Source organism: Ferruginibacter lapsinanis, assembly GCF_020783315.1.
GTDB classification, from domain to species: domain Bacteria; phylum Bacteroidota; class Bacteroidia; order Chitinophagales; family Chitinophagaceae; genus Ferruginibacter; species Ferruginibacter lapsinanis.
Window position 1 is genome coordinate 588915 of the sequence record NZ_CP086063.1, and the last position, 14691, is coordinate 603605.

Below are 14691 nucleotides of genomic sequence, written 5' to 3' on the forward strand. Positions count from 1 at the left end.
ACTACAGTCCTTTTTCGTAATACTTACAATACCGGATGCCTTTTAAACTCCTTCGTTCTGTCAAACAAATACCGATAGGTAGTGAGGTTGCGGCTGCGGTAAGTCTCTCCCAGGCTTTCGGCAATATTGATCATTTTAGGATTAAAATCTCCGATCCACTGCATTTCATATTGTGTATAGGTACAGGCATCTGTTTGTAAATGCTTTGTAGCAGATTCTCCGATAATAAAAGCATCAATACCCTTTCCATGCCATTCCGGAACCACACCAAATACGATCCCGGTAAATTTTTTATTGGGCTTGAATGTCTTAACCCACAAGAATTTCAGTTTTTGCAGTAGTCCGAATTTACCTCCCAAATATTTGAACCATTGGTTCAGGTCGGGCAAATTTACAAACATGGCAATCGGCTCATTTTTGTGATACGCAAACCAAATGATCTTTTCATCCATCACCGGTTTCATTTGCCTGAATAAAATTACAGCCTGCTCTTTCGACATTTGTTTTAAACCGCCATGCCCTGCCCATGCCTTGTTATATACAGTAACAAAATCTTCGGCAAATTTTTCTAACTGATCTTTTTTGATGTGTTGAGAACTGAAGTTTGGATCGCTTGCATATACCGCATGACGATCGTGAATTTTTTTTAGCAACGGACTTTTAGGATCCATGCCAAAACATATCTGATTAAAGAAAACCTGAAAACCATAATTTTCAAACAACTCCACGTAATAAGGTGGATTGTAATTCATGCAATACAACGGTTCTTCAAAACCTTTGGTTACCATTCCCCACCACCTGTCTCTTTCTCCAAAATTGATAGGACCATCCATCGCTTCCATACCATGTTGTATCAGCCAGTGTTTGGCGTTATCTAATAAAAGATCTGCCGCATCCTGATCATTGATGCATTCAAAAAAACCAATGCCGCCTACCGGCACATCATCTCCTTTAGTTTTATATTTTTTATTGACAAATGCGGCGATTCTGCCGATCAATTTCCCTTCATCATCTTTCAGTATCCAGCGCTCGATCTCTCCCGAACGAAAAGCTTTGTTCTTATTTTTATCAAAAACCTGGTTAATGTCTTTATCTAAAGGACGTATCCATTTAGGATCGTTTTTGTACAACTCTACAGCCACCTGCAAAAACTCTTTTTGTCCTTTCGTATCGTTTACGGGAATCAATTGCATGCAGCAAATTTAAGGATATTGGGAAAAGCGGGGTAATGAGAAAATGTAAGATCTTCAAAAACAGTCAGGCCCTCAATACAAATTGTTTACACTTCCTCTGCCAGCATTGCATTAATAGAAGCCGCACTTCTTCTGCCTTCACCCATTGCCAATATAACAGTAGCAGCACCCAATACAATATCGCCGCCGGCAAAAATTCTTTTCATAGAGGTTTGCTGTGTTTCGTCTACAGTAATATTGCCTCTTTTATTAACTGCCAGTTGTGGTGTAGTTTGACTGATGAGTGGATTGCTGCCATTGCCTACCGCTACAATTACCGTATCAACATCCAGTATAAATTCGCTGCCAGGTATTTGCACCGGTGATCTCCTTCCGGATGCATCGGGTTCTCCCAATTCGTATTGCACACATTCAATGCCATTCACACGGCCGCTTTCATCACCCAATATTTTCTTTGCATTCTTAAGTAACAAAAATTCCACGCCTTCTTCTCTTGCATGCAACACTTCTTCTTTTCTTGCAGGCATTTCGGCTTCACCTCTGCGGTATACTACAAATACTTTTTCTGCTCCCAAACGTTTAGCCATTCTTGCAGCATCCATCGCCACATTACCACCACCTAATACTGCCACATTTTTTGATGGATAAATAGGCGTGTCTGCCTTTCTATCAAAAGCCTTCATCAGGTTGATACGGGTAAGATATTCGTTGGCCGCAAAAACACCGATCAGGTTCTCTCCTTCAATACCCATAAAAACAGGAAGCCCTGCACCTGTACCAATGAACACCGCATCATAGCCATCTTTATCTATCAGGTCAGTTAATTTCCTGGTACGACCTACCACAAAATTTGCTTTTATTTCTACCCCCATTGCTGCAAGGGTTTCTATTTCTTTATCAATGATATCGTTAGGCAATCTAAATTCGGGTATGCCATACCGTAATACACCACCCAATTTATGAAATGCTTCAAAAATTGTAACATGATGTCCTTCTCTTCTGCAATCTGCCGCTACTACCAACCCTGCAGGGCCACTACCCACTACCGCCACTTTTTTTCCGGTGGCCGGTTTTACAGAAGGGATCACAATTTTATCGTTAATGCGTTCCCAGTCTGCAACAAAACGTTCTAGTCGACCGATAGCTACTGAACTGTCAATATCCTTCAATGATTTACCAAGCGTACAATGCAGCTGGCATTGTTTTTCCTGCGGACAAACACGACCACAAACAGCAGGCAACAGCGTTGTTTGTTTTACCACCGCAATCGCTTGTTCTATTTCGCCTTTGGCGATATGATCTATAAAACGAGGTATATCTATTTTAACCGGGCAGCCTTCCATGCAATTCTTTTTGGCGCATTGCAAACAGCGATAGGCTTCTACCTGCGCCTGCTCAAAACTATAGCCGAGTGCTACCTCTTCCATATTATGCGAACGCAATTCGGGATCCTGCACGGGCATATCCTGCGATGGTATCTTTTGTCTTTCTTTTACTTTTAAGGTGGCGGCTCTGGCCGAATATTCATTTAACAATGATTCAGCTTCTTCCTGTAATTCTTTGGCAGTTCTGTAACTCATAATGCTTCCTCTTTTAAACTGTTGTTATATGCTTTTTCAACAAAACATTTATAATGGGTTCTTTCAATGTCTTTGTAAGCACTCAGTCTTGCCATCATATTATCGAAGTCAACCAAATGCCCATCAAACTCAGGGCCATCTACACAAACAAATTTTACTTCCTTGCCTACGTTCACTCTGCAACCGCCGCACATACCCGTGCCATCTACCATGATAGTGTTTAAAGACACTTGTGTAAATACATTGTACGGCCTGGTTGTTTCTGAACAGAATTTCATCATCACCGGCGGACCGATAGCAATAACGATATCCGGTTTTGTTTCTCTTTCGCACAACTCTTTTAAAGGTGCTGTAACCAATGCTTTTATTCCGGCTGATCCATCATCGGTACAAATAATCAATTCATCGGCAATAACCCTCATTTGTTCTTCCAGAATAACGAGTTCTTTTGTTCTTGCACCAATGATGATGGTAACATGATTGCCTGCTTTTTTTAATGCCTGCGCTATAGGATGCATAGGTGCTACACCAATGCCACCACATACACAAACAGCACGACCAAAATTTTCAATATGTGTAGGCTTACCTAACGGACCAAGCAGCGCCGGTAACTCATCACCTACGTTAAAGGTGGCTAAATGTTTGGTGGTCTTTCCTACTACCTGGAAGATGATAGTGATAGAACCTTCTACCGTATCGGCATCTGCAATGGTAAGCGGAATACGTTCGCCATAATCATCATCGGTTTGTAAAATAATAAATTGCCCTGCCTGTCTTTCTTCGGCTATTAGTGGCGCATGAATACGCATTAGAAATACATCCTGCGAAAGCTGTTGCTTAAAAAGTATGTTGTTCATGTTTTTGATAGGTTGTCGGGCACAAACCTATTTTATTAAACACTTAAATAATATGACGAATGTTTGTCAAAAAGCAGAAAAAAATCATGATTTTAAAATGGCAACGTTGCCGGAAGTGGATGGAGGAAAAAAGTTTTCTTGATTAGCCTAAAAGGTCATGCAAGCGCCAGACTTTTTTTGTGTCTATCTGTTATCACATCAACAGTATACATTAATAATTTGTTGGCTGCAGAATAGACTGATGCGCTACCTATTGGCCGTTGATGGTGGCTTACCAACAATGGCGGAAGTAATAATATTTCTAACAGTAACGGATGGGTAATATTCAGAGAATAATATTATACTATCCAATAATTTTTAACGCACTATTTGATACTCTCCAATTTTTTATATACCATTGTATTCTTAACTAACCTTATAATAAAAAAAACATGGAACAACAAAATGTTCAGGCATCATCGAATGCTTACAAAACTTTTGGTATCATCAGTTTAATTCTGGGTATCATCGCATTTATTTTTTCTTTTATCCCTTGCCTGGGAACCTTCGCCGTAATTCCCGGTATTTTAGGAATTATACTTGGAATTGTTGGCTTTGTGATGGCTAACAAAGTTAACGGCGGCAAGGGTATGGTTATTGCCGGCATCATTCTATCCATATTGGGTACATCTGTTGCTTCATGGCAAGCAAAAAAAATGAGTGATCTAAGTAAAGTATTACAAGATTCTACTCAAATGAATCAACTTAAAAATTCCATGGATTCAATAAAAAATGCAATGGAATCACTTACCCCGGTAGATTCAGTGGGAACAGTTGACTCTGTTAATGTACAAGATTCAGTAGCTCAATAAATTATTATTGAATAACAAAACCTATTTTTTATTCAATTGCATTTGGGCCGGCATAATAATATTGATATTATTTTATGCCGGCTTTTTTGCTTACAGTAATCATGCTGTGCAGTGTGTGTATAAACAAACTACCGGCATGGACTGTACTACCTGTGGCCTCACAAGAGCATTTCATCATATCCTGATTGGTAATTTTAAAGAAGCAACCAGACTCAATGGTTTATCACTGCAATTGTTTGCTTTCTTCGGCATACAATTAATGGCAAGGATTTTTTTATTTTTCTATTTTAAGAAACAACAATTCTATCCCCGATATTTTCTCGCTGTAGATATTACATTCTCGATCTTTTTATTCATCGGCTGTTTTTTCCCTCTTATTGCTGCAATTTTTAATTAAGCATAGAGAAAGCGATAGACGGCAGACACATTCTTCTGCAGGCGTAATCGAAGGCACAGATACGCCAGGCTGCTTAGCTGTGCTGCATATCTGCGCTAGTGAGGGAGTAAGACTCAATCTTGTTGATGAAATTACTCATTTGCTCCATTAGGCTGTATAAACGATATCACATCTGATTGGATGGAAACATTGCCGGTTTCATCAACAAGATTAAATCTTACCTCATATTCATCATTATCATTTTTGCTCTCTTTTGTAAACTCAAATTCACCCCAACACATATTATGACCTAATTCAAATAGGCCATTACTACTCTGTAAATAGCATGTTTTTTCAATACCGGTTCGTTTATTTTTAACTATAGTTTTGATCAGCTGTTCAATAGGTTCAATAGGTTCAAAACTAAAAATTGTTTTTACTTCCGGCCCACAACCATACCCTATATATATTTTCCTGATCAATGTTGGTTGCTTCTGCCAAACGGGAGCATTACCAGATCTATTAACCGCTTTCCATTTAATGGCAACATCTTTTTGCTGTTCAAAGTCCCTGCCGGTGAATTTTGTAATTTTCTTTGCTCTATCTACTTCTATCAACTCATATTCTTCACCTTCAATTAACTTAGAGGAAGGTGTTAAGACGATCTGCATAAAATTTAATCCGCCATTACAAACCTGTGTAACCAATAATAGAATTCTATTTTTTGTCTTTGTTGACTGCAAATAAATTTTATATTTTGAACCAATAGCATTTCCATAGCTTGAATCACCGGTATTAATTATTACAATTGAATGATTACTTATTAATTTCCCACAAGGCCATACACAGCTGGTTTGATAACCTAAACAATCTGCTTTGGCAATGGTGATAAAAAAAGACAGAACAGTGATGATGAAAATTTTTTTCATAAAACGAAAGCAATAAAATATTGACAACAAAAATACATTTAATTTCATGCAGGAGCAAGACTCAGCCTTGTGTCCTCATATTTCTGAGTCAACAATAAACATTGGTAACTCCCATGCAGTATGACAGAGTCCTATACATCTGGAAGAGGGTTAAACAACAACACAGTAAATCATGGAAACTAAGTATAAATTAGTATTAAGTATTTTTTTGATTTTGAATGCTAACGCTTTTTCTCAGTCTGAAAAAACTGATTGGTCTTTGATTATAAAGACTAATAGCACATGTAAAGTGTTAACAGAATATGAAATGGGGCATCACCAAGACAGAGACGATGGATTGCATTTAAGGTTTTTTGATTCTGCTAGAACAAAGATTTATAAGAGTTTCTATATGCGAAATAGATATTTGAATGGATTATCTTCAACATATAATAAAGAGGGAATTTTAATTAAACTGGAAAATTATAAAGATAGTTTAGAAGATGGCTTTTTTTATTATTGGAATAACAAGGGAATATTAGTAAAAAAAGAATTTTGGGAACAAGGAACTTTAAAAAAACATTGGACATATAAATAAACTGTCAATACGTTACTAAACTAACAATAAATATTAATAACTCGACGACAGCAAGACAGACTGATATGTCTATTGGAAGTTATTGGCGGCGACCAACAACGGCGAAGTGCGGAAGCATTTGTCTTTAAATGAATAAATTACTATGAAGTCCAAATTCTGATTTTCTCTTTTTTTCTATGTGTTTAATAACTTCATTCTTTGATTTAAATTCTGGAAAACCATAGCCAGTCCATATGTCTATGATTTTATCACCTTGTAATTTGAGAAGAAGTATTGTTGTTGATTCTCCAAGACCACCCGTTAAATATGTAATAAGAAAAATGTCTTTGCTTTGAGAAAAGAACAGCAATTTCCTTCGAGGCAATTTTTTAGATGATGTACAGCAACATCTATATTCTTCGTTCGGATTTGCTATAGAAAAACTGTCTTTTGTCAAACAGTCAAGTTGTTGTTTAATTGCCTGAGGAATTTGTTTTTTATTCGTAAATGTTTGAAAAGTCTGTAATTGCAAATCTGAAAGAAAGCTGTCTAAATTTTCGTCTAAAAATATTTTGGTTGTGTCAACAGTAATACCACAATCGTTTTGTCCGAAAGAGCTATAGGGGAGCACCAAAAAAAGGAAAAAGATAAAATAATTAGTCTTTGTCATATTTACTAAATTGGAAGAGAATTTAGGATCTATCACCTAAATTACCTAAAGCTACAGGATGGTTCCATCTTTTTTCATGTATTAAATTCAAGCCATTGGGATGAGCAGTCATTTATTTTATTATATTTTGAAGAATGAAAAATAAGCATGATCCTATACCTATTTTTTATTTTTAAAGGGCAAAATATATTCTTTTGTCCGATTTTCTTTTGCCCTTTATTTAAGTAATCAAATAATATCTCTCGATATGGGTCCAATGAAAGTGCACAAATTTGCGTAACAAACTCTCTCTTCTGTTCATCAAAAACTTGTACGACATACTGAATATCTGAAGTAACACTTTCTGATACAAAAAGGCAAGCAGGAATTCTTGTTTTTTTTCTGGAAAAGGACCTAATCTCATAACTGAATGATATCTGATTGTTTTGAACATCCTTTGCTATTGAATCTATTGAAATAGTCAAGGATGAATGATGTTCATTATGTTGAGCAGTTAAGTTTACGGAGTAAATTAAAGCTATACATATTAATAATTTAGTCTTCATTTTTCATTCTTCTTTCAAATTTAATACAATATCCTATCAGAACAACCCAATCTGGTCACCAGCACCCCTTAACCCTTCCTGAACTATCCGCTTACCCCTTGGGTAACTGGTAACAACCCCTTAATGAAGGGGGTGCTAACCCGTTGGGTAACGGGTACATTACCCCTTTGGAACGACCTGGTTTACCGTTGAGTAACGGGTAAGTTTGCCTTAAGTTAAGGGTAACTTACCCGTTGGGTATGGGGTAAGCGACCCCTTCTGAACTAGTCGCTTACCGGTATAATAACGGGTAATCAACGCTTACACTAAGGGTTAACGAATAGGTTTGAACGGGCAGGCACCCCCTACTCCACAATTAACGCTCAATAGTAGTTCCATAGTTGAACGGAGCCTTTCGTAACCTCATGATAAACTCCGCCATCGCAGCCCAATCGGGGCTCAAAAGCCTATTACAAAAAAATCGATATTGTATTTCAAAATCCCGATTTCAACCCTTACCTTTGCGGCCTGAAACGAAGCGGCACATGCCAAATCGTAAATCGTAAATCTAAATTCGTAAATAGAATATGGCTAATACTGGTAAAATCAAGTCAATTATCGGTGCGGTTGTGGACGTTCAGTTCGACAGCGACAGCAAACTTCCCGAAATTTTAAACGCATTGGAATTAACCCGTTCAAACGGTGATAAATTGGTGCTTGAAGTGCAACAACATTTGGGAGAAGACAGCGTACGTACCATTGCGATGGACGGTACGGAAGGTCTTGTTCGTGGTACAGTTGTTACAGATACAGGCAAACCAATTGCAATGCCGATCGGTGAAGGTATCAAAGGACGTTTGTTCAACGTAACAGGTGATGCTATTGACGGTTTGCCACAGGTAAGCAAAGAAGGCGGTCGTCCTATTCACAATAAGCCACCATTATTTGAAGACCTAAGTACAGCTAACGAAATTTTATATACCGGTATTAAAGTAATCGATCTGATCGAACCTTATGCAAAAGGTGGTAAGATCGGGTTATTCGGTGGTGCCGGTGTGGGTAAAACAGTATTGATCCAGGAGCTTATTAACAATATCGCAAAAGCTTACTCTGGTTTATCAGTGTTTGCCGGTGTGGGTGAAAGAACACGTGAAGGAAATGACTTGATGAGAGAGATGATCGAAGCAGGTATCATGAACTATGGTGATGATTTCAAACATAGCATGGAAGAAGGTGGATGGGATCTGAGTAAAGTAAATGTAAAAGGATTAGAAGATAGTAAAGCAACATTTGTGTTCGGTCAGATGAACGAACCTCCAGGAGCTCGTGCTCGTGTGGCTTTGAGTGGTTTGACTATTGCTGAATATTTCCGTGATGGAGATGGTACCGGTCAAGGTAAGGATATCCTTTTCTTCGTAGATAATATCTTCCGTTTTACTCAGGCAGGTTCTGAGGTATCGGCTTTGTTAGGTCGTATGCCATCTGCGGTGGGTTACCAACCAACATTGGCAACTGAAATGGGATTGATGCAAGAGCGTATCACTTCAACTAAGAACGGTTCAATTACATCTGTACAGGCGGTTTATGTACCTGCGGATGATTTAACGGATCCGGCTCCTGCAACTACCTTTGCTCACTTGGATGCTACTACGGTATTAAGTCGTAAGATCGCCGATCTGGGTATCTATCCTGCGGTAGATCCTTTGGATTCTACTTCTCGTATCCTTACTCCTGCAATTGTTGGTGACGAACATTACAACACTGCCAACAGAGTAAAATTAATTTTACAACGTTATAAAGAATTACAAGATATCATCGCCATCCTTGGTTTGGATGAATTGAGTGATGATGATAAACTAACAGTATCACGTGCACGTAAAGTACAACGTTTCTTGTCTCAACCATTCTTTGTGGCTGAACAGTTTACCGGTTTAAAAGGTGTGCTTGTTCCTATCGAAGATACTATCCGTGGTTTCAACGCTATTATGGATGGTGAAGTGGATGAATATCCAGAAGCAGCATTCAACCTTGTTGGTACGTTGGAAGATGCAATTGAAAAAGGTAAAAAATTAATGGCGGCAGCGCAAGCTTAATTATAATTTGAAGATTTGGAAATTTTGAGATTTGAAAAACTCTCAATCATTTCCAAATCTCCAAATCTCCAAATCAGTATTATGACTTTAGAAATATTAACTCCAGAGCGTAAAATTTTCAGCGGCGAAGTATACGGCGTTCAATTGCCGGGTATCAGCGGTTCATTCGAAGTATTGGACAAACATGCTCCGATGGTGAGTGCTTTAAAAGCAGGTAGCCTGAAAATTTTAAAAGATAAGACTGCTACTTCTTCTTTCAAGATACAAAGCGGATTTGTAGAAGTGTTGAATAACAAGACCACTGTGTTAATTGAAGGTGCTGAAGAGAATTGATAATTTATAATTGATAAAGATAATGAGCCCATACATATTGTATGGGCTTTTTTTATTGACATGAATCACCTCATTGTGCTGAACTTATTTTTTACAATTCCTTCTTCTACCCCGCCAAAGTATGAAGCCCGTAATAGGTAATGAAGCCGCTATTACGCTTGCGAAAAACATCAATATCTTTCCGGGCAACCCCAATGCAGCTCCGGTATGCAGATCGTAATTAATACGCATTATTTTATCGGCCGCAGTGGTGTTTTTATATCGGCCATACAAATGCTTTACTTCTATCTCTTTCAAGGAGTATTGATCAAAATAACGATAATCGCTTTTCCAATAGGTATCTGCATCCGGGTTAGCCACACCTCCAATAGATACTGAATCATTTTCAGGAAAATGCACTTCAAAATTTTGTGCATCGGGATGTGCTGCGATCATCTTTTGCCACACAATATCTACTGCAGGTTGTATTGAATGAGCCGTATCTTTTTGTAATTTCTTAGAAAATGTTTCTTCGTACTGGTTAAGCTTTTTCCCTCCCGAGGCAGTATAATAAACAGATCTTGCAAACCATTGAAACCCCATCACCATCCCCGTTAGTGCAATCACCATTCCAACAGTAAGCATATAAAAACCTAATACATTGTGCAGGTCATAATTCTTTCTTTTAAACCCCGCATTCCATTTAATACTGAATCGTTGTTTACGTGCAGCCTTATTCCGTGGCCACCAAAGTACAAGCCCTGTTATCATCATCACCACAAAAATGAGTGTGGCCGATGCAACGATAGGCTGCCCGATAGCTGGTGGCAACCACAAATAATAATGGCCCATTATCATCACTCTGAAAAAATCAGTACTCATATCTGTTACCTGCTGCACTTTGCCCGTATACGGATCTACATACACAATAAAAAAATAATCATCCCCGTAAAAAATAACCTGCACCGCTCTATGCCTTTTACTATATGTAATACTATGAGCCAGCTTTCCGGGCAATGACGCTTCTGCAATTTTTTGTAATACAGACGGAGGCTTTGCAACAGCATTTGCATCAGCTACAATAAACTGATACGGTTTTGATACTGATTCGATTTCTCTTTGAAACGCCAATATACACCCGGTAATACCCAGGAACACAATGATCACTCCACTCGATAATCCGAGTATTAAATGAAGCTTACCAATTATTTTTCTTATCCGCATTCTAACTATTTGTTTGAAATAATACAATCCCTGTAGAAACAGGGATTGTCAAAGTAACATCTACACTATCAAAAAAACTAAAACTTATATCCTACAGTAAACCGCACATTCGTTCCCGGTTCGGCCTGCCAATAATAATAAGGGCCCCAATTGTAAAAAGCTCCGGAGTATAAATATTTATTCAAGATATTATTTACCACCACATTAAAAGATAATTTTTCTTTTGTGTAAGATACGCCGCCATCCACTCTGAAATAATCGGGTAAGCTTTGTACGGAATTATCAAACACATACCATGGAGCCCTCTTTACCTGATATTGATATCCTAAAGAAAAACCCAGCCCATTTACTATTCCTTTATCTACTCTATAATTCAGCCAGGCATTTTGTACATGCTTTGATGACCCCGGCAATTGATTACCGATCACTTTTGGATCTGTATCTTCTGTAATCTTTGCTTCAGTGAATGCATAGTTTACGATCACGTCAAGATTACGGATGAGCTGCCCTTTGATATCTACTTCTACACCCCGTGTTTGTTGCTCTCCTGTCTGACGATTGTATGGCAGTCCCAGGCTATTCAAGTGATCAGGGTCTGCAGTCTGCACGTTTGTTCTGGTAATCTGATAGGCAGATATAGTAGAGTTCCATTTTCCATTATACCAATCCTTTTTAATTCCTGCTTCTACATTAGTTCCAATAATAGGATCAAAACTTTTCTGCTGCCAATCACTCCCAAAATTTTCCAGCATTGCTTTATCATATACAGCATATACAGCAGTATTCTTATCGATTGAATAACTTACCCCTACTCTTGGTGTAATTTTTTTATGGTCTACTGCCCCCGAATAAGGATCTGAAGTTTTAAAGGCAGTATATCTACCTGCAAGGGTTAAACGAAGTTTATTATCCATAAAACTTAATTCATCCTGAGCATATAATCCGCTATAGGCATTATAGTATCTTACTCCTCTTTCTCTTACAGATAACGTTCTGTCAAAAGCGACGATGGGTGTTGATTGGCCATGCACCGGAGCATAAATATTTATAGGTGTGCCGATCGCTCTCGATTGACTCCAGTCGTGATAATAATCTTTACTGCTCAAATCTATACCTGCAAGAATTGTATGTCCAATGTTTCCTGTCGTTGCTTCGCCGTTCACAAACATTTGCCCCGCCTTGGTAAGTCCCAACACATCCCAATTGCCTGCTCCTCTTTGCATCAAACTATCATTACTTGCATCAAACCCTTGAGGCCAAAGAGATATTCCCTCCTGATCATACCTGATATAAGATGTTTGTGCTGTGAATTTCCAATCGTTGTTGATCTTGTGCTCAAAGATCGCTGACACATTTTTTTCGATCATATCTGTTTTAGGCAAATTGGCTTCTGCTGTAGTAAATGTAATTGGCAGATCAGCTAATCCTCTTTTTGAAAATGAATAGTTAGAACCGATTGGACTGGTTTGCACTTTTTGATAAGCATATTCTAGTGTTATTGAACTTTTATCATCCACCCAATATTTTAATACCGGTACAATTCCTACACGATCATTAAAATCATATTGACGATGTGAACCTTTGGTTTGTCCTACCACATTTAAGCGATATAATAACTTTCCATTTTTAGAGAGCTTTCCATCCAGATCTAATGCAGCTCTATACAGATCAAAACTGCCAACAGATACATTTAGTTCTCCTTTATTTCTGCCACTCGGCTTTTTAGTAACTACATTGTAAAAGCCACTCGGATCGGTATTTGACAGCATGAATCCTGCCGGACCCTTTACAAATTCAATCCGTTCCACCATACTCATATCTTCAACAAGCGGCCCCCATGCTGTGGATACGTTTAATCCATTCCTAAATGCGGCCACATTGCTCCCACGCATGGTTATACGGGCATAGTTATCCCAATGCTCTACCCTGGTTGCACCACTTACATTACGTGTTACGCCTTCAAGCATATCAAATATTTGCTGATCATTCATTGTTTTAGAAGTTACTACCTGTATGTTCTGTGGAATTTCTAATATAGGTGTTTGCAAACGCAATGAATTAGAGGTGCGATTTGTTTTAAAACTATTTTTATTTGCCACTACTACCACCTGACTTAACTCTTTATTGCTAAGACTTAGTTTAATATCTACAACGGTTATTTTTCCGGATATCACATCCGTGATTTTCTCTACATCATCATATCCAACCAAACTAACTATTACAGTTTGTTTGCCCGCCGGTACGTTTTTAATTTTAAAATTTCCTGCATTATCTGCAATTGTATTTTTATTATTATCCTTTAATAAGATGGTCACACCTTCTGCCGGTTTACCATCTGCTGTGGATATCACTCCAGTGATCGTCCCTGTATTTTCTTGCGAAAATGCAGTGCTGATGCTAATTACAGCTATCAGTAAAAAAAGTATTTTAATTTTTGGGTACGTGATCTTTATCATTAGTAATTAATTTTTGAGATGCAAAAGTGTCTGTAAAAAAAATGTTGTGGTGTAGCAATCGGGAAATATCTTTACGCAAAAAGGAAAGAAGCATTTCGAAGATGCGTTGCTTTATAAAACACGAAAATTAGATACCGCTATCTTTTAAGTATCTTTGCAAACCATGGATAATAAGAAACCCACTCCCAATTATTTTTTGAGCATATTCAAAATGAAGTGTCCACGTTGTCGCCGTGGCCCAATGTTCAAAGATGCTAACCCATATAAAAAACTGAAGCTTTCGCATATTTTTGATATGCCCGACAGATGCCCTACCTGTAATCAGAAGTATGACCTGGAAACAGGTTTTTGGTATGGCACTGGCTATGTGAGTTATGCGTTGGCAGTAGCGGTTTCTATTACTACATTCATTGCATCATTGGTGTTGTTTGGTGTAAATTTCAATGACAACAGTATCTTCTGGTGGCTGGCAGCTAATTGTGTATTGCTGGTATTGATACAACCCTGGTTGATGAGATTAAGCAGAGTTATTTATTTGTATTTCTTTGTAAAATATGATCCGGATTATGAGCAACATAAACCTGTGGAGTTCGATCATCATCAATAGCAACCTTATTCTTCTGCCTTAAAAATATCAGTAAAAATATTTGCTTTAGATAATTCTTCCACATCGCTTAATTCAAGATCAATTGCATGAGTGCTTTTATTTATTTCAACCAATGAAAGAGAAATAGAAATAAATAATAAAATAAGGCTTGTTGCAAAAATGAAATGCGCTGCTTCTATCCAATTCCTGAAAATGGTGTACATGCATAATACACATAACAAAAAACTGATCACACTCAGCATCTGCATGTAACGGATCAGATTTAAACGGCTTCTTAAATTTTTGATCTGTCCCAGTATATTTCTTTCATTAGGTTTACCACTTACATATTCTTCATGCAACTTTCTTACTCGTCCGGCTACAGCCAAAAAACGATTGGTATATGCCAGCATCAATAAAGTAATTGCCGGAAAAAGTAATGCAGGTGTATTGATCGAAATTTCTAACATACATTAAAAATAAG

Annotated in this window: 15 protein-coding genes; 6 read left to right on the forward strand and 9 right to left on the reverse strand. The window is 37.8% G+C overall.

What is annotated here, in order from left to right; genetic code table 11:
- Positions 1 to 23: 23 nt before the first annotated feature.
- From LK994_RS02490 to LK994_RS02500, 3 genes are all read right to left on the reverse strand, one after another.
- Entirely contained in the window at positions 24 to 1193 is a 1170-nt protein-coding gene (locus tag LK994_RS02490) for a hypothetical protein (protein WP_229761305.1), read from the reverse strand.
- An 86-nt stretch (positions 1194 to 1279) separates the two neighbouring features.
- Positions 1280 to 2773, reverse strand: a complete 1494-nt coding sequence (gene gltA / locus LK994_RS02495; RefSeq protein WP_229761306.1) for an NADPH-dependent glutamate synthase — start codon at positions 2771 to 2773, stop codon at positions 1280 to 1282.
- Positions 2770 to 3630 carry a sulfide/dihydroorotate dehydrogenase-like FAD/NAD-binding protein gene (locus tag LK994_RS02500; protein WP_229761307.1) on the reverse strand — a complete coding sequence of 287 codons (861 nt, stop codon included), beginning with the start codon at positions 3628 to 3630 and terminating at the stop codon, positions 2770 to 2772. Before LK994_RS02500 ends, gltA begins: the two co-directional genes overlap by 4 nt.
- A 431-nt stretch (positions 3631 to 4061) precedes the next feature.
- Here LK994_RS02500 and LK994_RS02505 point away from each other — a divergent pair, with 431 nt between their 5' ends.
- Positions 4062 to 4481 carry a DUF4190 domain-containing protein gene (locus LK994_RS02505; protein ID WP_229761308.1) on the forward strand — a complete coding sequence of 140 codons (420 nt, stop codon included), beginning with the start codon at positions 4062 to 4064 and terminating at the stop codon, positions 4479 to 4481.
- A gap of 115 nt (positions 4482 to 4596) precedes the next feature.
- The gene (locus tag LK994_RS02510) at positions 4597 to 4878 is read left to right on the forward strand and encodes a DUF2752 domain-containing protein (RefSeq protein WP_262907919.1); all 282 of its coding nucleotides are present in this window, start codon (positions 4597 to 4599) and stop codon (positions 4876 to 4878) included.
- Between the two features lie 131 nt (positions 4879 to 5009).
- Here LK994_RS02510 and LK994_RS02515 read toward each other — a convergent pair whose 3' ends face one another.
- The gene (locus tag LK994_RS02515; RefSeq protein WP_229761310.1) at positions 5010 to 5786 is read right to left on the reverse strand and encodes a hypothetical protein; all 777 of its coding nucleotides are present in this window, start codon (positions 5784 to 5786) and stop codon (positions 5010 to 5012) included.
- Between the two features lie 172 nt (positions 5787 to 5958).
- Between LK994_RS02515 and LK994_RS02520 the strand changes: the two genes are divergently transcribed.
- Positions 5959 to 6363, forward strand: a complete 405-nt coding sequence (locus LK994_RS02520) for a hypothetical protein (protein ID WP_229761311.1) — start codon at positions 5959 to 5961, stop codon at positions 6361 to 6363.
- A 124-nt stretch (positions 6364 to 6487) separates the two neighbouring features.
- On the opposite strand, the gene LK994_RS02525 is transcribed toward LK994_RS02520, so the two are convergent.
- Together LK994_RS02525 and LK994_RS02530 are read right to left on the reverse strand one after the other, a co-directional pair.
- Entirely contained in the window at positions 6488 to 7012 is a 525-nt protein-coding gene (locus tag LK994_RS02525; protein ID WP_229761312.1) for a hypothetical protein, read from the reverse strand.
- A 74-nt stretch (positions 7013 to 7086) separates the two neighbouring features.
- Positions 7087 to 7557, reverse strand: coding sequence for a hypothetical protein (locus LK994_RS02530; RefSeq protein WP_229761313.1), 471 nt, complete (start codon positions 7555 to 7557; stop codon positions 7087 to 7089).
- 566 nt (positions 7558 to 8123) lie between these two features.
- Here LK994_RS02530 and atpD point away from each other — a divergent pair.
- Together atpD and atpC are read left to right on the forward strand one after the other, a co-directional pair.
- On the forward strand, positions 8124 to 9629 hold the full coding sequence (atpD, locus tag LK994_RS02535; protein ID WP_229761314.1) for a F0F1 ATP synthase subunit beta: 1506 nt from the start codon (positions 8124 to 8126) through the stop codon (positions 9627 to 9629).
- 81 nt (positions 9630 to 9710) lie between these two features.
- Positions 9711 to 9962: an ATP synthase F1 subunit epsilon gene (gene atpC / locus LK994_RS02540; protein ID WP_229761315.1), complete on the forward strand. Its 252-nt coding sequence runs from the start codon at positions 9711 to 9713 to the stop codon at positions 9960 to 9962.
- An 84-nt stretch (positions 9963 to 10046) separates the two neighbouring features.
- On the opposite strand, the gene LK994_RS02545 is transcribed toward atpC, so the two are convergent.
- Positions 10047 to 11165 (reverse strand): PepSY-associated TM helix domain-containing protein, encoded by a 1119-nt coding sequence (locus tag LK994_RS02545; protein WP_229761316.1) that lies wholly within the window; start codon positions 11163 to 11165, stop codon positions 10047 to 10049.
- A gap of 77 nt (positions 11166 to 11242) precedes the next feature.
- On the reverse strand, positions 11243 to 13621 hold the full coding sequence (locus tag LK994_RS02550) for a TonB-dependent receptor (RefSeq protein WP_229761317.1): 2379 nt from the start codon (positions 13619 to 13621) through the stop codon (positions 11243 to 11245).
- Between the two features lie 211 nt (positions 13622 to 13832).
- Between LK994_RS02550 and LK994_RS02555 the strand changes: the two genes are divergently transcribed.
- Entirely contained in the window at positions 13833 to 14228 is a 396-nt protein-coding gene (locus tag LK994_RS02555) for a DUF983 domain-containing protein (protein ID WP_229761318.1), read from the forward strand.
- A 5-nt stretch (positions 14229 to 14233) separates the two neighbouring features.
- On the opposite strand, the gene LK994_RS02560 is transcribed toward LK994_RS02555, so the two are convergent.
- Complete coding sequence (locus LK994_RS02560) at positions 14234 to 14677, reverse strand: DUF2721 domain-containing protein (RefSeq protein ID WP_229761319.1); 444 nt, start codon at positions 14675 to 14677, stop codon at positions 14234 to 14236.
- Positions 14678 to 14691 lie beyond the last annotated feature (14 nt).